This window comes from Sphingobium sp. IP1 (assembly GCF_002708645.1).
Lineage (GTDB): Bacteria > Pseudomonadota > Alphaproteobacteria > Sphingomonadales > Sphingomonadaceae > Sphingobium > Sphingobium yanoikuyae.
Map to the genome: position 1 here is coordinate 30,967 of NZ_NOIW01000016.1, position 18,237 is coordinate 49,203.

The following is an 18,237-nucleotide window of genomic DNA, read 5'->3' on the forward strand; positions in this document are numbered from 1 at the left end:
CTCGCTACGCGAGCGGTCCCCCTCCCCAAGCGCGCTTGGGGAGGAATGACCCAGTCAGGCCGGGAGGACGAGGCTGGCTTCGAGGCCGCCGCCGGGGCGGTTGGCGAGCTGGAGCGCGCCGCCATGTTCGGCCATGATCGCGCGGACGAGGGCCAGGCCGAGGCCAGCGCCGCCGGTCTCGCGGTTGCGCGAGCCTTCGAGCCGGGTGAAGGGCTCCATCATCTCGCCCATCTTGTCCTCGGCAATGCCGGGGCCTTCGTCGGCAACGATGATGCGAATCATGCCGTCCTGATGCTGGACGCTGACATGGGCGCGGTCGCCATAGACGATCGCATTTTCGATCAGGTTGCGCAGCGCGCGGCGGATCTGCTGGGCGCGGACGAAGGCGACGGCGCGATCGCTGTCGATCATGTCGACCGGTGAACCCAGTTCGATGAAATCCTCCACGACGGCATCGGCGAGCGAGGTCAGGTCGACCTTCTGCGCCGTCTCGCTGCTGCGGCCGGCGCGGGCGAGCGAGAGGATGTCGTCGAGCATCCGGTTCATTTCCTCGATCGTTTCGGACATGCGGGCGCGTTCGCCCTCATCCTCGACCGATTCGGTGCGGACCCGTAGCGATGCGAGCGGCGTGCGCAGATCATGACCGATGGCACCCAGCATCCGGTCCTTCTCGTCCAGCATGGCGATGATGCGCGCGCGCATGGCGTTGAAGGCGGTGGTGAGCTGGCGCACGTCGCCCGGCCCGCTTTCCTCGACCGGATCGGCCGCGCCGGTCTTCGCGAACTGGCGGGCGGAGCCGGTCAGTTGCTTGAGCGGGCGGGCAAAGCGGCGGCCCATCCAGAGCAGCGGAATGAGGACGATGACGTTGAGGATCAGCGTCTGGGCCACCAGCCAGCCGCCAAAACGCGGCGGGCGGCTGCCGATGCGGGCCATCGCGGTCACCCATTTGCCCGGTTCATATTCGACCGCCAGAGAGAGACGGCCGAGACGACGATCGCCCGGCTGCTCTCCCGTCGCGCGACGGCGTATCTGTTCCCAGCGACGCTGCGGCATGATGCGACTATCTTCCGTCGCGACCACCGAATGGACGGTCAGGCCGATATCCTCGAACATGGCGACGGCTCGCGTCTCGACATCTGGTCGCGGCTTGCCGGCAAGGACGGGCCGCGTCGTCGAAAATTCCACATTGCGCCGGTCACGTTCCTCTTCCTGCTCGTGATCGCCGCGCCTTGGCCGACGATCGGGCCGGATATCGAGTGCGTTGATCACCCGATAGACGACCGGCGCGGTCTGGCTGGTCAGCTCGACCCGATTGCGTTCGCGCAGCAGCAGGCCGAAATTGATCGCCTGCGCCACGAACAGCGCGATCGCGACCAGGATGATGATCTGCCCGACCAGACTTTGCGGCCAGAGGCGCAGTTGCTTCACAGTTTGCGAACCTCCGACGACAGGGTGTAGCCGCCGCCCCAGACCGTCTTGATCAGCGTCGGGTTCTTCGCATCGGGCTCGATCTTCTTGCGCAGGCGGCTGATCTGGTTGTCGATCGCCCGGTCGAAGGCATTGGCCTCGCGCCCCTGGGTGATGTCGAGCAGCTGGTCGCGGCTCAGCACCTGATTGGGCCGGGTGGCGAAGGCGAGCATCAGATTATATTCGGCGGTGGAAAGCGGCAGCGACACGCCCTCGGCATCGACCAGGGTGCGTTCCTGCGTCTTCAAGAGCCAGCCGGCAAAGGCATAGGTGGCGCCGTCGGGCGCGGTGACGCGCTGGCCGCCGGTGGCGACGCGGCGGAAGATGACCTTGATACGGGCGACCAGTTCGCGCGGCGAAAAGGGTTTGAGCACATAATCGTCGGCGCCCATTTCCAGCCCGACGATGCGGTCGGTCTCTTCGGAGCGGGCGGTGAGCAAGATCACCGGAATCTCGCTGGTTTCGCGGATATGGCGGCACAGCGACAGGCCGTCCTCGCCCGGCATCATGATGTCGAGGATGACGAGATCGATGGCATTGGCGGCCAGACGCAGCCGCGCCTCCGCCGCATTTTCGACGGCGGTCACACGGAAGCCGTTGCGGGAGAGATATTGGGCCAGCGGCTCGCGGATCGATCGCTCGTCATCGACGAGCAGGAGATGGGGTCGTTCGCTCATTGTGCCTGTCTGTCATGCCGGGGAACGGGTTGGAAGGGCGAAGGCAGGGGAACCTTCGCCCTTCCCCCTTGGGACGATCGACTGGAGCGGGGCGCTAGGGGGAAAAGCCCCGCTCCGGATCGTCAGCGCTGTCAGCCGATCAGTTGGCCGGCGGCGGCGGTGCCTGGTCGGCGCCGGGGCCACGGCCCGGACCACGATCATGTCCGCGACCCGGACCACGCATCGCCTGACGGGCGGCCTTCATTTCCTCCGCCGTGACCTTGCCATCCTTGTTGGCGTCGGCCTTGTCGAACATGGCGAGCGGGCCGGCCATGAACTCTGCCTTCGTCACGGTGCCGTCCTTGCCGGCGTCACCAAAGCCGGGACCGCGGTGCATCATGCCGCGGCCGGGACCGCCATGGCCACGCCCGCCCCAGCGCTTGCCGTCGGGGCCGCCGGGCTTGCCGGCTTCCGGGCCGCGATCGGCGCGCGGCTGATGACCGGCCTGATACTCGGCCTTGCTGATCTGGCCATTCTTGTCGGTGTCGAGCGCGGCGAAGCGTTCGTCCAGACGCTGCTGGCGGCGGATGTCACGATCCTCCTTGGTCAGCTTGCCATCCTTGTTGGCGTCGAGCTGGGCAAAGCGGGCTTCGAGCGAGGCGGTCAGTTCCGCCTTGGTGATGGTGCCGTCCTTGTTGGCGTCGGCCATCATCATGGGGCCGCCGCGCATGCCGCGCGGACCCGGACCACCATCCTGCGCGAAGGCGAGGTGCGACGCCGCCAGACCGCCGACGAACAGCGAACCAACCGCGACGGTGGTGAAGAATTTGCGGAGCATTGGGTCTTTCCTTCCAAGTTCAGTCGTGGATGGTGTCGACCATCCTTGACGTCGCTTATCGGCAAGACTTGTCCCGCAACTTTGTCATGTCACCCAATAGTTTGTCGCAATTTGTATCGGGAAGGAAAGAGAAAGGCCCCGGTCCGCTTATGTGCGGACCGGGGCCTTTCCCGAAACATCAGTGTCGCGCTAGATCAAAGCCCGTCGCGGCGGCCCAGCAGGCGCAGGCGGAGCGCGTTCAATTTGATGAAGCCCGCGGCGTCGCGCTGGTCATAGGCGCCGGCGTCGTCCTCGAAGGTGACGACCTTCTCGCTGTAGAGCGTGTAGGGCGACTTGCGGCCGACGACATAGACGCCGCCCTTGTAGAGCTTGAGGCGGACGGTGCCGGTCACCTTTTCCTGGCTGTGGTCGATCGCCGCCTGGAGCATCTCGCGCTCAGGCGAGAACCAGAAGCCGTTATAGATCAGCTCGGCATATTTGGGGGCCAGCTCATCCTTCAGATGGGCAGCGCCACGGTCGAGCGTGATCTGCTCGATGCCGCGATGGGCGAGGTGATAGATGGTGCCGCCCGGCGTTTCATACATGCCGCGCGACTTCATGCCCACGAAGCGGTTCTCGACCAGGTCGAGACGGCCGATGCCATGCTTGCGGCCATAGTCGTTGAGGGTTTCGAGCAGGGTCGCGGGCGACATGGCGATGCCGTTGATCGCGACGCCGTCACCACGCTCGAAATCGACCGTGATATATTCGGGCGCGTCGGGCGCGTCTTCCGGGTTGACCGTGCGCGAATAGACGAAGTCCGGGGTTTCCTCCCACGGATCCTCCAGCACCTTGCCCTCGGACGAGGTGTGCAGCATGTTCGCGTCGGTCGAGAAGGGGCTTTCGCCACGCTTGTCGCGCGGGATCGGTATCTGGTGCTGTTCGGCGAACTCGATCAGCTTGGTGCGGCTGGTCAGATCCCATTCGCGCCAGGGGGCGATCACCTTGATGTCGGGCTGCAGGGCGTAATAGCCCAGCTCGAAACGGACCTGGTCATTGCCCTTGCCGGTCGCGCCATGGCTGACGGCGTCGGCGCCCAGCTTCTTGGCGATCTCGATCTGGCGCTTGGCGATCAACGGACGGGCGATCGAGGTGCCGAGCAGGTAGAGGCCTTCATAGAGCGCATTGCCGCGCATCATCGGGAAGACATAATCCTTCACGAATTCCTCGCGCAGGTCGTCGATGAAGATATGCTCTTCCTTGACGCCCATCAGGCGGGCCTTGGCACGGGCGGGTTCCAGTTCCTCGCCCTGGCCGAGATCCGCGGTGAAGGTGACGACTTCGCACTGATAGGTCTGCTGCAGCCATTTCAGGATCACGCTGGTGTCGAGGCCGCCCGAAAAGGCGAGGACGATACGATTGATCTTGTCGGACATGGTGGGCGACTCTTCTGCAGGCCAATATTGGCGTGGGATATAAACCGCGCGCCGGTAACAGGCGGGACGGGCAAGCGCAACAGCGCGGGGGCGCCTGTTGGAAGCTGCGGGCCTTAACTTCCCATATTTCCCGCAGATTTTGACATAATCTTGCTGAACGCTGATCCTATCGGAAAGGGCGATGTCCTCCCCTATCCCCTGCTTCTATCAGGCAAAGCGGACTGTAGGACAGGCAAGACAAAGGGGACGATGGCGGGCCACCGTCCCCTTCATTGTCAGCTAAGGGCGTCGATCAACTGGTGCGCGGCTTGAACAGGCCCGGACGGGCGCGGTCGCTGCCGAAGCGATAGACGGTCTGGCTGCGATCGGTCGCCGCGGCGCTGGCCGGGGTTGCCACCGGTGCGGCGCGGGCGACCGGATCGGCCGTGCGGAGCGCCTGTCGCTGGGCGAGCAGGAAATGGGCGCGGCGACGGCGGTTGCGTTGGGTCAGGAAGGGATTGTCGCGGCTGGGGGCAGCGGCGACCATCGCTTCGACATCATTGCCCGGCGCGGCGGCGGCAAGCGGGGTGCGTGCCGCAATCGGAGCAGCAGGCGGAGCAGCCGGGGGGAGGGGCATCGGTGCCGGGGCCGGGCCAGCTTCGATCGGCGCGATCGCTTCGCGCTCGGCTTCGACACGCTGGCGGCGGCGACGGACGATGGCGGTGGCGCCAAGGCCGACCAGCAGCAGCGAACCGCCGCCCAGCGCCAGCAGCAGCGCCGGATCGATCAGGGCCGAAGGCTGTTCGGCCGGCGCGGCAGCCGGGGCCGGTTCGGCAACCGGGGTGACGGCGGCCGGTTCCGGAGCCGGCGTTGCGGCCGGGGCTACGGGTGCCGGCGCTTCGGTACGTTCAGCCGCGACCGGGGTCGGAGCAGGCACCGGGGCGGGTTCAGAAGCACGTTCAGACTGGCGGACTTCCGCGCGGCGCGGTGCCGGGGTGGCCGGGGCAGCGCGGCTTTCCTGCGCGGCGGGCGCTTCAGCCTGCGGCTCCGGGGTCGGCGGGGTCTGTTGCACGACCGGCTGGCTGGGCGCGAAGACCGCCGCCGCCGGGGTTGCAGGCGCTGTGACAGGCGCAGCGGGTGCGGGCTCTGCCGCCGGCACTGCGGGGGCGATGTCGACCGGCGCGGTCGGCGCCGTTGCGGGCGCGGCCGGCGGGGGCGTCATCACCTCCTGCGCGAACAGGGGCGTTGCGGACAATGCCAGGACAGCGGCGATCGCGGCCGAGGCGGGACGGATGGATCGAATATTCTTGGTCATAGCGATAGATCAACCGCCGACCATCTCCATTGGCCTCAAACATATCGTCAAATGCGGGACGATCTGTTTTTCAATATCGATGAATTGAAAAATGCCTTCTCAATATGAACGGATGTTCATTCCGAATATGAACAACAGATTTACATCATGACTTCACAACTTCAAATATCCTCTCCATCATCATCCTTCCGTTCAAGACGCGCACCATCCAGCAGAGATGTCTTTCGACGTTCTTCTAATTCATCGGCAAGTTTCTGCGCCTTGGTCCGGCCGAACTTGGCGCGATTGCTGTCTGCCGCCTGTGCCTTGTCGGCGCGATCCCTGGCCTTGCGCGCCAGACGAAAATTAATGACGTTGCTCATCTTCAATCCTTGGTCCTATGGGGAATAGTGCCACAAAGATCCGCGGCAGCACCAGTCGCCTTCGGCCCGGCCATACAGGAAAATCATGCCCAGCATCCATGACGTCGCCGCTCTCGCCAAAGTCTCGATCAAGACGGTGTCCCGCGTTGTCAACAAGGCGCCGAACGTCAGCGACGAACTGCGCGAGCGGGTGAACGCGGCGATCGAGCAACTGGGCTATCGCCCCAACCAGTCGGCGCGGCGGCTGGCCGGTGGCCGGTCGTTCATGATCGCCTATCTCTACAGCAACCCCGCCCCCGCCTATACCGGCGGCATCCAGTCGGGTGCGGCGGCGCGCTGCCGCGACCTTGGCTATCATCTGGTGGTGGAGCCGATTTCCGACGGCGGCGAGGAGCGGATCGAAGTGCTGGACCGGCTGGTCGCGGCGCTGCGCCCGGACGGCGTGTTCCTGGTGCCGCCGCTGTCCGACGATGCGCTGCTGCTCGACCGGCTGGCGGAAATGAACCTGCCCTGCGCGCGGATCGCCGGCACGGCGGACGCATCCAGGGGTGGCATCAACATGCCGACGCCCGAACATGCCGCCGGGCGGATGGTGGCCGATCATCTGGCGTCCTTGGGCCATAAGCGGATCGCGGTGATCACCCCGCCCCCGACCCACAAGGCGGCCCTGCAGCGCGTCGAGGGCTTTCGCGAGGGGATGGCGGCGGCCGGCCTGCCGATCGACGACAGCCTGTTCATGCAGGGCAGTTTCGATTTCGCATCGGGTATCGCCTGCGCAGAGGCGCTGTTGCAGCGGGACGACCGGCCGACCGCGATCTTTGCGACCAACGACCCGATGGCGCTGGGCGTGCTGACGCTGGCGCATGACCTGGGCCTGCGCGTGCCCGAGGATCTGTCGGTGGCCGGGTTCGACGATACGCCCGCGAGCCGCACCAGCTGGCCGCCGCTGACCACCGTGCGCCAGCCGCTGGACCATATGGGCCGCGCCGCGATCGACGCGCTGATCAACGGTCCGGGCGAACCGCCGCGCTTCACCTTCTCGCTGGTCGCGCGCGGCAGCACGGGAGCGGCGACGCCGTAAAACGAAAGCAAGGCCCGGCATTGCCAGCGAAAAATCCGTCCGTCCGCCCCGACACAGGGAACCGAAAGCGGCGCGGGCCGTCATGCTCATTCGCGCCCCTATCGTTCATGCGCGCCCTGCCCCGTCGACCTGCCTGGAGCATCATCATGGGCATGATCCCCACCGATGCGCGCTGCAAGAACCGGCGCGACCTCACGTCGACGGACCGAATGCCCTATCACCTGACCAAGGTGGTGCCCCAGAACGCTGTGGACTGCGGCGCCCGGCGGACGATCCGCGACAATATCCTGTGGCAATATCAGGGCAATGCCCCGACGATTATCCGTCGAAAGTCCTGGCGCTGTGGACCAGGGGCGATTATACCCGGTCGCGCGACGGCAAGTCGGCATCGAAAATGGCGGAAAGCTTCTTCGACGACATAGCCGGGCGCGGGCTTCTGCATCCTGACGAGGAATTTCGCGGTGTCGCCCGTCAGCCGGTCGATATGCTGGCGATCCAGCCCCGGCGCGGGAACGATCTGCACCGGCGGCCCCATCAGGGCCGGCAGCGGCGCGGGGAAATGATGGGACGAGGGTTCGCCCTTCATGTCCCAGCCGCCATTTGTCGCGGCATTGAGCGCCGCCTCCAGCGCGGCTATGCGCCCGTCGTCACCGCGATTGAGGCTGATCGAACGGCGCAGAAACAGGGCGTATCGCTGATCGGCCGCGGCATTGGCGCGCGCCAGCAGCATGTCGGCCGCGATATCGCCATGACCGCTTCGCTGCAACTGCCCGACCAGCGGAAAGAAAAGGGCATGGCCATCCGGCAAGGCCCCGATTTCCGTTCCCACGGCCGCGACCAGCGTTTTGTCGTTCAGCGCGCAGGCGGCTGTCAGCTTCATGCGCAACAGAGCAGTGTTGACTTCTTCCGGCTCGACCGACGCCGCGAGCGCGTAGGCATCATGCCAGCGCAAATCCAGGCAGAGCGCGCGGCAGGTTGCGATGATCCGGCCAATTGCCGCCGCATTGTCCACCATATCCATCGACCGGTCTTGCCCCTGTAATCAGATCGAACCCCAGCACCCATTGGCACTTCGCCCTGCACAGCCGCATATTGCCGCTTGCAGCGCTTCGGACAATCCCCCGTGTTCACGTCGGCATGTCACAAGATGGCAGCGTCATCCAATTGAAATGCCTTGGTCATCAAACTGACCGCAGCGCCCGCTAAGCGGCCGGTCGCATGAGCGAGCATCCTTCTGAACAGGCGCTGCGGGCGCCGCGGCGGCTATGGACCGGCTGGGCCGGGCTGCTGGCGCAGGTCGAGCGGATGACCCGGCGTTCCGACAGCGAGGATCTGTTGCACGATGCCTATGTCCGCATGGCGGCCCGGCCCGAACGGCCCGACAATGAGGAAGCCTTTCTGGTCCGTGCGGCGGTCAACCGGGCGCGGGACAGCTATCGGCGGGAAAAGGTGCGCGGGCCGGCAGGCGGCGAGGATGCGCTGGCATTGCTGCGCGACGGCGCGCCGTTGCAGGACGAGGCGCTGATGGCCCAGGCGCGGCTGCGGCGCGTGTCGGAGGGGATCGACCAGTTGCCGCCACGGACCCGCGAGGTGTTCCTGCTGCAGCGGATCGACAATCTTAAATATCGCGAAATTGCCGAACGGCTGGACATCAGCCAGAGCGCGGTCGAGAAGCATATGGCCAGGGCGATGAGCTTCCTTGGCGAATGGACGAAGGATTGGTGAGCCCCGACATGCCCGGTGAGCGCCCCATGGCCCGGACCGCCGCCGAGTGGATTGCAAGGCTGAATGCGGACGAACGGACGGTGGACGACGAGCAGGCCTTTCGCGCCTGGATCGCCGCCGACCCCGCGCATGCGGCCGATTTCGAGCGGGCGACCGATATCTGGGCGCTGGTGCCCGGCACCGACGCGGCGGTGCGTCCTGCGCCGGCGTCCGCACGCCCCCTGTCGCGCCGGCGGATGATGGCGGCCTGCGCCGGCACTTTGGTGGTGGGCGGCGGTGGCATGGCGATCATGCAGACGGCAATGGCGGGCACCCGCTATCGCACCGCCATCGGCGAGCAGCGCCGGCTGACCCTGCCGGAAGGATCGGCCCTGTTCCTGGATGCCGATACCGATGTCCGCGTGCTGGCAAGCGCCAGCCGGCGGCGGCTGTGGCTGGAGCGCGGGCGCGTGGCGCTGACGGTGAAGCCGTCCGCCGTGCCCTTTGCGATCGATGCCGGCCGGGGGCGTTTCGTCGCCGGCAGCGGCCGGTTCGATGTACGGCGCGACAGCGATGACCGGCTGGCGATGACGGCGCTGGCGGGACAGGCCGATGTCGCGGTCGCCGGCGGGCAGCGGAGCCTGTCGGCCGGGCAGCGCATCCGCACCGATGCCGCCAATGTCGTGCAGCTTGATCGGCCCGATGTCGAAACCACCCAGGCCTGGCTGAGCGGCCGGGCGGCCTTTCACGACGACCGGCTGGATGCGGTGGCGGCGGAGGCCAATCGCTACAGCCTGACCCGGCTGGTGATCGCCGATCCCGCCACCGCCGCGCTGCGGGTGAGCGGCATGTACCGGATGGGCGACAATGTCGCGCTGGGCCAGGCGCTGTCGCAATTGCTGTCCGTGCCCGTCCGCGAGGTGGACGACCGGGTGCTGCTGGGCGGCTGAAAAAAAGGCCGATGCCGGGGTGGGGTAAAATCCCGCTGGCGCGTCGGGGAGGCGCGGCGCCTTCTGCCGCTGTCCACGGGGGATGATCGTGACCGTTTCTTCTTCGCGCACTTTGCGCCGCTCTCTGGTGCTGGGCGCCGCTCTTGCCGCCTTCTGCGCGGTTCCGGCCCAGGCGCAGCCGCGCCAGGCGACCGTCCAGATCGCCGCGCAGCCGCTGGGGACCGCGCTGGAGGCGCTGGCCCGCCAGACCGGCACCGACATATTGTTCGCGCCGCAACTGGTGGCCGGGATGAGCGGCCCTTCGCTGAGCGGCCGGATGGACGCCATGGTCGCGGTCGAGCGGCTGATCCAGGGCAAGCCGCTGGCGGTGCGGCGGCAGGGCAATGGCGCGCTGCTGATCGTGGCGGCGGCGGCCGAGCCGCAGGAGACGGTGGCCAGCGGCGGCGTCGAAGTCGCGCCCGACATCATCGTCACCGGTTATGCCGCCAGCCTGTCCGGCGCGCTGGCCGAAAAGCGCAAGGCGACCAATGTCGTCGACGTGGTGAAGGCCGAGGATATCGGCAAATTCCCCGCCCAGAACATCGCCGAAGCGCTACAGCGCGTGCCCGGCGTATCGATCGTGCGCGATCGCGGCGAAGGCGTGTTCGTCCGCATCCGCGGCCTGGGCGCCAATTTCCAGGTCGTGACGCTCAATGGCCGGTCGGCCGCGGTGAACGAGAATGTGCGCGACAGCGGCCAGAGCGGGCGCCAGTTCCGCTTCGACACGCTGCCGTCCGAACTCATGTCGGCGGTCGAAGTCATCAAGAGCCCGCGCGCGGACCTGGCCGAAGGCGGCATCGGCGGCATCGTCAACCTGCAGACCTTCCGCCCGATCGACCTCAAGAAGCCGGTGCTGGCGCTGTCCGCCACCGCCAGTTCGCCGCGCTTGGCCGATACGGTCGATCCGCGCCTGTCCGGCATGGCCAGCTGGGTCAATGAGGAGGGCACGTTCGGCGCGCTGATCGCGGCGGTCTATGACGAGCGCACCACGCGGCAAGACCGTGTCACCGGCGTGGGCTGGGCCGACGGGCGGATCGATGCGGATGGCGACGGCACGCTGGACAGCGAGACCATATTGGTGCCGACCAGCACGCGCCCGACGCTGGAGCGCGAGAACCGCGACCGCATCGGCCTCAATGGCGCGATCCAGTGGAAGCCCGACGACCGGTTCGAACTGAATGTCGATGGCCTGTGGAGCCGGCTCAACATCGATTATGACGAACTGACCTATTCGACCGATTTTTCCGCGACCACGCCGGGTGCGATCGTGCCGGGCACGGCGGTGATCGAAAATGGCGTGCTGACCGCTGCGACCGTCACTACGTCGACCCAGATCGGGCGCGAGACGTCACGGCTGGAATATGAGAATTGGCTGATCGGCGCGAACGCCAAATGGTCCGCCAATGGCTGGACGCTGGCCGCCGACGCGAGCCTGGGCCCGGCCTATTCCCAACCCCCCCCCCCCCTCCTTCCCCCCCCGCCTGCTCGGCAGCGTGGGCCAGGTCGCATTCGACTATGGCAAGGTGGGCGAGCGCTTGCCGAACCTGGAGTTCCTGACCGCCGACCTGACGGAATCGACCACCTTGCCCGGCCGCCGGATCGAATATCGCGTCAATGACTCGCTCGATCGCCAGCGGGCCGCGACCTTCGACGTGACGCGCGAACTGAGCGGCGTGGTGCAGGCGCTGCGCTTCGGCGCCAAATATGAAAAGCGCGACCGCACCTATAATCGCCGCGACATCAATTTCACCAGCGGCATATCCGGCCAGCGCTTCGACGACAGCTATTTCGAGGCCTTCCCGGTCGACGATTTCCTGAGCGGCGTGGGCGGCAATCTGCCGACGAACTGGGTCATGCCCGATCCTGACCGCTTCTGGGACGCGGCGACCGGCAAGGAGGCGCTGCTCGACGCGCCGTTGACCCGTGGCGACCGGCGCAACAGCTATGCCATCGATGAACGGATCATCGGCGGCTATGGCATGGCGGAGTTCAGCCTGCCGCTGGGCGGCGTGACCATCCGGGGCGACGCGGGCCTGCGCTATGCCCATACCCGCCAGACATCGTCGGGCTATGCCGACAATGGCAGTGCAGCGCTGCCGGTCAGCTATGAGCGCAATTACGGGAATTTTCTTCCCTCGCTCAACCTGGTCGCGGAGTTCACATCGAATCTGCAGATGCATCTGGCCGCGTCCAAGGTCATCACCCGGCCGTCGCTGGCCGACCTGGCGCCGCGCCTGACGATCAATTCCAACCCGACGGTGCTGACGGCGGTGGGCGGCAATCCCGAACTGCGGCCGTTCGAGGCGTGGCAATATGACGGCACGGTCGAATGGTATTTCGCGCCGGGCAGCGCGCTGATCGGTGGCGCCTTCTACAAGGACATCACGACCTTCGTCTTCCAGCAGACCCGCAATTTCGACCTGGACGGCCAGATCTATCGCCTGACCGCGCCGCAAAATGGCGGCAATGCCTATGTCGCGGGGATCGAGATCGCCTATCAGCAACTGTTCAAGATGCTGCCGGCGCCGTTCGATGGCCTGGGTTTCCAGGCCAATTATACCCATACCAAGAGCAAGGGCACCTATGCCCTGTCCGACGGCACCACCTTCCGCGACGACCTGACCGATGTGGCGGGCGACAGCTTCAACCTGACCGCCTTCTACGAAAAGGGGCCGGTCGGCGCACGGGCCAGCTATAGCTGGCGCGGCAAGGTGCTGCGCGATGTCGGCGGCGCGGGGCTGGCGGCCAATAACGACGCGGCGTTCGGCAGCCTGGACTTCGACATTTCCTACAAGGTCACGCCCAATGTCACATTCGTGGTGCAGGGCATCAACGTGGCCGGCGGCGTCCAGTGGCAATATGTCCGGGACGATCGCTTCGCGGGCTACACCGATTATGGCACCACGCTGATGGCCGGCGTGCGCGCCCGTTTCTGAACGGAAGGACGGCAATGACGATGCGATCGATCGGGATCATGCTGGCGGCGGGCACGATGCTCGCCGCCGCTCCGGCGCAGGCCCGCAATGATGACGGGGCTGCGCCGCAGCGGGCGCGTAACATCATCCTGTTCCTGGGCGATGCCGGCGGCGTGCCGACGCTGAACGCCGCGGGCATCATGGCGCATGACCGGCCGCAGTCGCTGTTCATCCAGTCCATGCCCCATGTCGGCCTGTCCGATACGTCGGCGCTTGACAATTGGGTGACGGATTCGGCGGCGGGCATGAGTGCGATCATGACCGGGCACAAGACCAACAGCGGCATGATATCGGCGCTGCCGGCGGCCGATGGTGCGATCACCCCGGTCAAGAGCTTCCTGGAATATGCCGAGCAGCGCGGCCTTTCCACCGGCGTCGTCACCAACATGCCGATCTGGGACGCGACCCCGGCGGCCTGCTTCGCCCATGTCGCCACGCGCAAGGACAAGGACCAGATTTTCCGCCAGATGCTGACGCCCCGCTTTGGCAATGGCGTCGACATATTGATCGGCAAGGGGCAGGCCGATGCGGTCGCGTCCTTCGCCAAGGATGGCACCACCCCGCAAGCGGCCTTTGCCAGGGCGGGCTATCGGTTCGGGGACGATCCGGCACTGGTGAAGGATAGCGGCCGGGCGGCGGTGCTGCGCGATGCCGACTATGCGCCGATCCCGGCGGTCGAGGCGACGATCGGCCAGCTTGCCCGCAATCCCAAGGGCTATTTCCTGATGGTCGAATGGGACATGCACACCGACAAGCCGGAAAATGGCCTGAAACATGTGATCGAGATGGACGAGATGATCCGCCGGGTCAGCGCGATCGCGGGCAAGGATACGCTGATCCTGTTCACCGCCGACCATAGTTTCGGCCTGCGCATGACCAGCGGCAAGCGCAACGCGCCGATGGCGCAGCAATATGCGGCGGCCGCCGCCAAGCCGGGGGCAACGGTCGCCAGCAATGCGATCATCGGCGTCGAGGACAGTCACACCGGCGAGGAAGTGATTGCCGCCGCCGCCGGGCCGGGCGCCGATCAGGTCCATGGCTTCTTCGCCAACACCCGCCTGTTCGATGTGATGCTGAAGGCGATGGGCTGGACGAAGGAGGATTGAACGCCGCAGCGGCACCCGGCCCGATCCTGCGGATCAAGCTGCGGTGCCGCTGATATGTCGGGGATGACGGACTGGAGCGGGTAGCGGGGATCGAACCCGCATCACAAGCTTGGAAGGCTAGTGCTCTACCATTGAGCTATACCCGCTTTTCAATGACTTAGAGCCATTTCAGCCTAGCGTTTTACAGAGCGTTTTACAGCTGCCTGTGCGAGACGTTCGCCCACTGCCACGACAATGGCCGCGTCGTCAACATAGTGCGTGCGAATTTCTTCGACCTGTTCGGGCGACCAGCCCATCAAATTGGCGATCTCTGCATTGGTCAAATTCAGACCTGCGGTGGCCATCAGCTTCGTCGCGAAGGTGCCGCGAATGTCGTGCAGGTGCTTCCACTGACGTTCGCCATCGCTGTCGACGTGATGCAGATCCGTTTCCCGGATCGCCTTGCCAAATGCACCCGAGAGGCCATTGCCAGACCAGCTGGTGCCATGGCTGGTCACAAGCACGGTCTCGACGCCCGGCTTGCGCCGCCGCGCCTTCAGATCGTCCAGCAGCCGCTGCAGCGAAGGCAGGATCGGCATGACGACACGCCGGCGTTTGCCCTTGCTCTTCTTGCGCGCGATCCGGGTGATGGCGACCTCGCCGATCTCCGACCAGGTCAGGCCGATCAGATCCGCGCGGCGCAGGCCGGTCTGGGCGGCCAGAGCCGCAACGTCGCGCAGTGCCTGGTTGACCTTCTTGTGGCTGTTCCAGACAGCAAAGTCGTCTTCCGTCCAGATGATCTCCGCGCGCTGGGCGCTGCGATAGAGCGTCGGAATGCCGGTGGCGATGTTGACGGTCACCTGCCCGCGCAGGCGTGCGAACTCCAACAGGCGACTAAGCTGGGCGATGGCGATATCGGCTGCGCGCGGTGTTTCCGCCATGGCGTCGCGCCACTTCACGACCTGCGTTACCATGCGCGGGTTGCACCACAGGCGCAGCGGCACCTCTCCCCACTTTGCCTCGATCTTGTCGAGCGCCCTGCCCCATGTGTCGCGGGTAGATGCCTCCAGCGCCTTCCATTCGGGGCTAGAGCGATAGGAAACAGCGAGGCCGCCGATCGTGTCCTTGGGCACGGGCTTTGCCGCTTCCAGCGCGGCCGCGATGGCCTTCACGTCGTCTTTTGAGATAGTCGGCTTTTCACCGCCCTCGACGGTGCGGATGCGCGGGCCGCCGCGCCAGGCATAGATGTAATAGCGCACTGGCTTGCCCGCCTTGCGCGACGTTACGATGTGAACGCCCTCTACCCCAGTCGTCCGCTTTGCAGCCATTCGTCGAACTCATCCTTTGGCGCGGCGTTAGGAATCGCGGCGCGGTCAAAAATACGGATCGTCCCATCAGGACATATCTCTAGGCCGGCGGGGTCAATCCCCATTTCTACCGCCGCCTCTTTGGCGTGGCGGATCGCGACCTTGCCGGGATAGATTGCCTTTTCCCGGCGCCGGCGGGCAGGTGTGGCATGCGCGTTCATGCGGCCTCCCTTGCCTCGCGATCGAGGCGAGCGCGCTCCTTCAGCGCGAAGTTGGTTTCCACGTAAAAGCTGATCGGCGCCTGGCCGCTGCACGGTCGTTCCCGGCGATACCAGTCGAGCAGGTCGATGAAACGATCGCGCTGATGATGGGCGGCGAGGATCGGGGCAAAGTCGTCACCATAGCGATCAAGCAGGTCGTGCAGGCATTCGCCTTCCTGGCATTGTCGGCGCAGTTCGCCCGGCGCTGCGTCGATGGCCTTCAGCAGCGCCCGGTTCGCGCGCTTGACGCTATCCTCCAGTGCCTCGATCTTCTCATAGGTCCAGACCTTGGCCACCTCTCGGCGCTCCATCGTCACCACCCAGTGCCAGTCCGCCGCGATGGCGGTCCAGACGCGGATTTCCCACGCGGCCTTCTCGGCCGAGAGCGCGCCCTTTTCCACCAGCGCCGGATAAAGCTCCTGCCGGCGCTCGAGCGCTGCGGCGGCTTCGCGCGACAGCGGGACGCATCGCGTCAGGCCGGTCATGCGGCGATCCTTTCCTCGCCTGCGCCGTCGTCATTGGCGACGTTCGCGCGCGCGAGCGCTTCGGACATGACGGGAGAGACGCTGTTGCCGCACATGCGGACCTGCGCCGTCTTGGTCAGCGGCTTGCCGTTGACCATCAGGTCGATGATGTAATCAGGCGGGAAGCCCTGAGCCAAGAACAGCTCGCGCGGGCTGAGCATGCGCATGCCGATATCGACAATCGCATAATCCTCGCCGCCGATCGTGACGATGACCAGGCCGAAGCGGTCTTTCGTTGTCACGGCGCCCAGCGGCGCGGCCAGGCCGTGCCCGTCCTGCTCATTGCCGTAATATTTGACGAGGAAGGCGCGAACTTCGCCATAGTGACCGCCGCCGCTGGTCAGTGTCCCGATCGGTTCGCCATGACTCTGTGCCGTCTGGTTGTTGCGCAGCTTGACGATATGGCTCGCCACCAGCTGCTGCTGGGTCGCGCGATGAACGATGGTCGACAGCGGCGCCGACGCTTCGCGGCCGATCGCACCGCCATTGTGCTGGGCCATGAACGCGGCGACCAGATATTGATGCGCGCCGCCTGCCGTGATGGTGTGCGTCGGCTCATCCGAGCCAGTATGCGGCTTTCCGCTGTTACGCATCGTCATGACGTGCGGGGCGATCAGAGCTATCTCGCCACGATTGGCGCTCGTCACGGTTGGCAGGGGCTGTTTCGGTCCATAGATCCGATCACGCCCGCCCTGATGCGTCAGCGGCGCAAAATAAGGCGTCACCACGGCGAACTCGCCGCCCTTGGCCGTTGTGATCGTGCGCAGCGGTTCGTCGCCTGCGTAGGCCCGATCAGCGGCCCAGTTGCCATTGCAGACGGGCACGATGAACGGATGCGGCGCATTGATGACATAGCGCATGATGCCGGCGGCAATACGGCGGCAGGTTGCTTCCTTCAGCGGCCGGGCGCGGGTGAAGATCGACGGGCACGGGATCGACCAGTCGATGATCTCGGCCGCCGTGCGCCAGGCCAGCAGCTTGCCGCTGCGGACGGCGGGCGCATCTGGCTTGCCATGGGTCGGCTTAGGCCAGACGATCTTCTGCCCGTCGCAGCGTGCGATCAGGAACAGGCGCTTGCGGGAGGTCGGGGCGCCATAGTCGCAGGCGCGCATTTCACGCCATTCGACGCGGTAGCCGGCGCGGCGCAGCTTCGCCACCCACTGGTCGAACGTCTTGCCCTTGCCCGCCGGGCATGGCCGCCCATCGGCGCCCAGCGGCCCCCAAGTGCGGAATTCCTCGACATTCTCCAGCATGATGATCGCTGGGCGCAGGGCCGGGCCGAGCCGGTCGACCCAGTGATGCACCACCCAGGCGAGATCGCGAATATTCTTCTCGACCGGCTTGCCGCCCTTTGCCTTGCTGAAATGCTTGCAGTCGGGCGAGAACCAGGCGAGCCGCACCGGGCGCGGCTTCATCTCGCCATTATCGTTGGCGAAGGTGACCGCCTCCAGCGGATCGACCGCCCAGACGCTCTGGCACAGGTGCCGCGTGTTCGGATGATTAGCGGCGTGCATCGCGACCGCTTCGGGATCGTGGTTGACCGCGACGTCGACCTGCCGGCGCAGCGCCAGCTCGATGCCGGTCGACGCGCCGCCACCGCCGGCGAAGTTGTCGACGATGATACCATCGCTCCAATCGCGAGTGGCGGCTGCGCGCTCGGCATCGAGCAAAAGCGCGTGCTTCATTGTTCCCCCTCCCCATCCAGGTATCGCGCGACGGCGGCGTAAAATTTTGCTTCCTCGTCATCCTCCGGGCCGCCCTGCGCATCGATCGCGAGGCGGATGGCATCAGCCAGATTTTCGGCGACGGAGATGGAGAAGGCGGCGCTGGACATCTGATTGCCCTCGCGGGCGAACAGCAGCAGCTCATGGACCGCCTCGCTGGCACGGGTGGCGGCGATCGTCGCCTTGGTGCGCAGTTCGATGCCGGGGCCGGCAACAGCCTCCAGCAGCATGGCGAGCGTATCACGCTCGATCTGGCGGATGGTCCCCAGCCCGACCTTCGCGTCGAGCGCCAAGCGCCCGTCCTCGATCGCGTCGGCGACCGACTGTTCGAAGGGGCTCATGCCCAGATCGCCCATGCAACGAGCGCGCAGGCGGCCAGCAAGGCAGCGACGGAAACGATCAGATAGCCGAACGACTGGCGATTGAGCCGCTGGGCCGCCGCCAGATCATCGCGCGCCTGAGCGCGCATGATCGACGCAGGGGTACGAATTTCGATGTGGGACATGGATGCCTCCCGTTGGTGACGGGAAGCCTTTAACACCATATCGGTGTTCTA

19 protein-coding genes and 1 tRNA gene are annotated in these 18,237 nt (G+C 66.0%); 6 read left to right on the forward strand and 14 right to left on the reverse strand.

What is annotated here, in order from left to right:
• Positions 1-54: 54 nt before the first annotated feature.
• From CG471_RS07770 to CG471_RS07795, 6 genes are all read right to left on the reverse strand, one after another.
• Complete coding sequence (locus tag CG471_RS07770; protein WP_099231451.1) at positions 55-1,428, reverse strand: ATP-binding protein; 1,374 nt, start codon at positions 1,426-1,428, stop codon at positions 55-57.
• Positions 1,425-2,144, reverse strand: coding sequence for a response regulator (locus CG471_RS07775; protein WP_004208220.1), 720 nt, complete (start codon positions 2,142-2,144; stop codon positions 1,425-1,427). Before CG471_RS07775 ends, CG471_RS07770 begins: the two co-directional genes overlap by 4 nt.
• 139 nt (positions 2,145-2,283) lie before the next feature.
• Entirely contained in the window at positions 2,284-2,961 is a 678-nt protein-coding gene (locus CG471_RS07780; protein ID WP_099231452.1) for an EF-hand domain-containing protein, read from the reverse strand.
• Between the two features lie 194 nt (positions 2,962-3,155).
• Positions 3,156-4,376, reverse strand: coding sequence for an argininosuccinate synthase (locus tag CG471_RS07785; protein WP_099231453.1), 1,221 nt, complete (start codon positions 4,374-4,376; stop codon positions 3,156-3,158).
• 292 nt (positions 4,377-4,668) lie between these two features.
• Positions 4,669-5,670 (reverse strand): hypothetical protein, encoded by a 1,002-nt coding sequence (locus tag CG471_RS07790; protein WP_099231454.1) that lies wholly within the window; start codon positions 5,668-5,670, stop codon positions 4,669-4,671.
• A gap of 161 nt (positions 5,671-5,831) precedes the next feature.
• A complete protein-coding gene (locus CG471_RS07795) occupies positions 5,832-6,032 on the reverse strand; it encodes a DUF4169 family protein (RefSeq protein WP_099231455.1) in 201 nt (66 codons plus the stop codon).
• 85 nt (positions 6,033-6,117) lie between these two features.
• On the opposite strand from CG471_RS07795, the gene CG471_RS07800 reads away from it, so the two are divergent.
• On the forward strand, positions 6,118-7,113 hold the full coding sequence (locus CG471_RS07800; RefSeq protein ID WP_004208225.1) for a LacI family DNA-binding transcriptional regulator: 996 nt from the start codon (positions 6,118-6,120) through the stop codon (positions 7,111-7,113).
• 298 nt (positions 7,114-7,411) lie between these two features.
• Here the strand turns inward: CG471_RS07800 and CG471_RS07810 are convergent, their stop codons facing one another.
• The gene (locus CG471_RS07810) at positions 7,412-8,134 is read right to left on the reverse strand and encodes a hypothetical protein (RefSeq protein WP_257211458.1); all 723 of its coding nucleotides are present in this window, start codon (positions 8,132-8,134) and stop codon (positions 7,412-7,414) included.
• Positions 8,135-8,331: 197 nt separating this feature from the next.
• On the opposite strand from CG471_RS07810, the gene CG471_RS07815 reads away from it, so the two are divergent.
• The 5 genes from CG471_RS07815 (at position 8,332) to CG471_RS07830 (ending at position 13,887) form a co-directional block, all read left to right on the forward strand.
• On the forward strand, positions 8,332-8,838 hold the full coding sequence (locus CG471_RS07815; RefSeq protein ID WP_099231457.1) for an RNA polymerase sigma factor: 507 nt from the start codon (positions 8,332-8,334) through the stop codon (positions 8,836-8,838).
• A 26-nt stretch (positions 8,839-8,864) separates the two neighbouring features.
• Complete coding sequence (locus tag CG471_RS07820; RefSeq protein WP_257211459.1) at positions 8,865-9,767, forward strand: FecR domain-containing protein; 903 nt, start codon at positions 8,865-8,867, stop codon at positions 9,765-9,767.
• Between the two features lie 88 nt (positions 9,768-9,855).
• Positions 9,856-11,424: a TonB-dependent receptor gene (locus CG471_RS31190; RefSeq protein ID WP_257211460.1), complete on the forward strand. Its 1,569-nt coding sequence runs from the start codon at positions 9,856-9,858 to the stop codon at positions 11,422-11,424.
• Positions 11,342-12,742 (forward strand): TonB-dependent receptor, encoded by a 1,401-nt coding sequence (locus CG471_RS31195; protein WP_257211461.1) that lies wholly within the window; start codon positions 11,342-11,344, stop codon positions 12,740-12,742. The genes CG471_RS31190 and CG471_RS31195 overlap by 83 nt, the downstream gene beginning before the upstream one ends.
• A 14-nt stretch (positions 12,743-12,756) precedes the next feature.
• Positions 12,757-13,887, forward strand: coding sequence for an alkaline phosphatase (locus CG471_RS07830; protein ID WP_099231458.1), 1,131 nt, complete (start codon positions 12,757-12,759; stop codon positions 13,885-13,887).
• 72 nt (positions 13,888-13,959) lie between these two features.
• On the opposite strand, the gene CG471_RS07835 is transcribed toward CG471_RS07830, so the two are convergent.
• The 7 genes from CG471_RS07835 to CG471_RS30570 all read right to left on the reverse strand — a co-directional run bounded on the left by CG471_RS07835 (position 13,960) and on the right by CG471_RS30570 (position 18,186).
• A tRNA-Gly gene (locus CG471_RS07835) sits at positions 13,960-14,033 on the reverse strand.
• A gap of 27 nt (positions 14,034-14,060) precedes the next feature.
• Positions 14,061-15,194: a tyrosine recombinase XerC gene (xerC, locus tag CG471_RS07840; RefSeq protein WP_099231459.1), complete on the reverse strand. Its 1,134-nt coding sequence runs from the start codon at positions 15,192-15,194 to the stop codon at positions 14,061-14,063.
• Positions 15,167-15,394 carry a hypothetical protein gene (locus CG471_RS07845; protein ID WP_099231460.1) on the reverse strand — a complete coding sequence of 76 codons (228 nt, stop codon included), beginning with the start codon at positions 15,392-15,394 and terminating at the stop codon, positions 15,167-15,169. Before CG471_RS07845 ends, xerC begins: the two co-directional genes overlap by 28 nt.
• Positions 15,391-15,918: a hypothetical protein gene (locus tag CG471_RS07850; protein ID WP_099231461.1), complete on the reverse strand. Its 528-nt coding sequence runs from the start codon at positions 15,916-15,918 to the stop codon at positions 15,391-15,393. Before CG471_RS07850 ends, CG471_RS07845 begins: the two co-directional genes overlap by 4 nt.
• On the reverse strand, positions 15,915-17,642 hold the full coding sequence (locus CG471_RS07855; RefSeq protein ID WP_099231462.1) for a DNA cytosine methyltransferase: 1,728 nt from the start codon (positions 17,640-17,642) through the stop codon (positions 15,915-15,917). The genes CG471_RS07850 and CG471_RS07855 overlap by 4 nt, the downstream gene beginning before the upstream one ends.
• Positions 17,639-18,022 carry a hypothetical protein gene (locus CG471_RS07860; protein WP_099231463.1) on the reverse strand — a complete coding sequence of 128 codons (384 nt, stop codon included), beginning with the start codon at positions 18,020-18,022 and terminating at the stop codon, positions 17,639-17,641. The genes CG471_RS07855 and CG471_RS07860 overlap by 4 nt, the downstream gene beginning before the upstream one ends.
• The gene (locus tag CG471_RS30570; RefSeq protein ID WP_180275639.1) at positions 18,019-18,186 is read right to left on the reverse strand and encodes a hypothetical protein; all 168 of its coding nucleotides are present in this window, start codon (positions 18,184-18,186) and stop codon (positions 18,019-18,021) included. Before CG471_RS30570 ends, CG471_RS07860 begins: the two co-directional genes overlap by 4 nt.
• Positions 18,187-18,237: the final 51 nt, after the last annotated feature.

Excerpts from the sequence above, each read along its gene's own strand:
- CG471_RS07775 (WP_004208220.1), bottom strand. The coding sequence starts at position 2,144 with ATGAGCGAACGACCCCATCTCCTGCTCGTCGATGACGAGCGATCGATC.
- CG471_RS07780 (WP_099231452.1), bottom strand. The coding sequence starts at position 2,961 with ATGCTCCGCAAATTCTTCACCACCGTCGCGGTTGGTTCGCTGTTCGTC.
- CG471_RS07785 (WP_099231453.1), bottom strand. The coding sequence starts at position 4,376 with ATGTCCGACAAGATCAATCGTATCGTCCTCGCCTTTTCGGGCGGCCTC.
- CG471_RS07790 (WP_099231454.1), bottom strand. The coding sequence starts at position 5,670 with ATGACCAAGAATATTCGATCCATCCGTCCCGCCTCGGCCGCGATCGCC.
- CG471_RS07795 (WP_099231455.1), bottom strand. The coding sequence starts at position 6,032 with ATGAGCAACGTCATTAATTTTCGTCTGGCGCGCAAGGCCAGGGATCGC.
- CG471_RS07800 (WP_004208225.1), top strand. The coding sequence starts at position 6,118 with ATGCCCAGCATCCATGACGTCGCCGCTCTCGCCAAAGTCTCGATCAAG.
- CG471_RS07810 (WP_257211458.1), bottom strand. The coding sequence starts at position 8,134 with ATGGATATGGTGGACAATGCGGCGGCAATTGGCCGGATCATCGCAACC.
- CG471_RS07815 (WP_099231457.1), top strand. The coding sequence starts at position 8,332 with ATGAGCGAGCATCCTTCTGAACAGGCGCTGCGGGCGCCGCGGCGGCTA.
- CG471_RS07820 (WP_257211459.1), top strand. The coding sequence starts at position 8,865 with ATGGCCCGGACCGCCGCCGAGTGGATTGCAAGGCTGAATGCGGACGAA.
- CG471_RS07830 (WP_099231458.1), top strand. The coding sequence starts at position 12,757 with ATGACGATGCGATCGATCGGGATCATGCTGGCGGCGGGCACGATGCTC.
- xerC (WP_099231459.1), bottom strand. The coding sequence starts at position 15,194 with ATGGCTGCAAAGCGGACGACTGGGGTAGAGGGCGTTCACATCGTAACG.
- CG471_RS07845 (WP_099231460.1), bottom strand. The coding sequence starts at position 15,394 with ATGAACGCGCATGCCACACCTGCCCGCCGGCGCCGGGAAAAGGCAATC.
- CG471_RS07850 (WP_099231461.1), bottom strand. The coding sequence starts at position 15,918 with ATGACCGGCCTGACGCGATGCGTCCCGCTGTCGCGCGAAGCCGCCGCA.
- CG471_RS07855 (WP_099231462.1), bottom strand. The coding sequence starts at position 17,642 with ATGAAGCACGCGCTTTTGCTCGATGCCGAGCGCGCAGCCGCCACTCGC.
- CG471_RS07860 (WP_099231463.1), bottom strand. The coding sequence starts at position 18,022 with ATGAGCCCCTTCGAACAGTCGGTCGCCGACGCGATCGAGGACGGGCGC.
- CG471_RS30570 (WP_180275639.1), bottom strand. The coding sequence starts at position 18,186 with ATGTCCCACATCGAAATTCGTACCCCTGCGTCGATCATGCGCGCTCAG.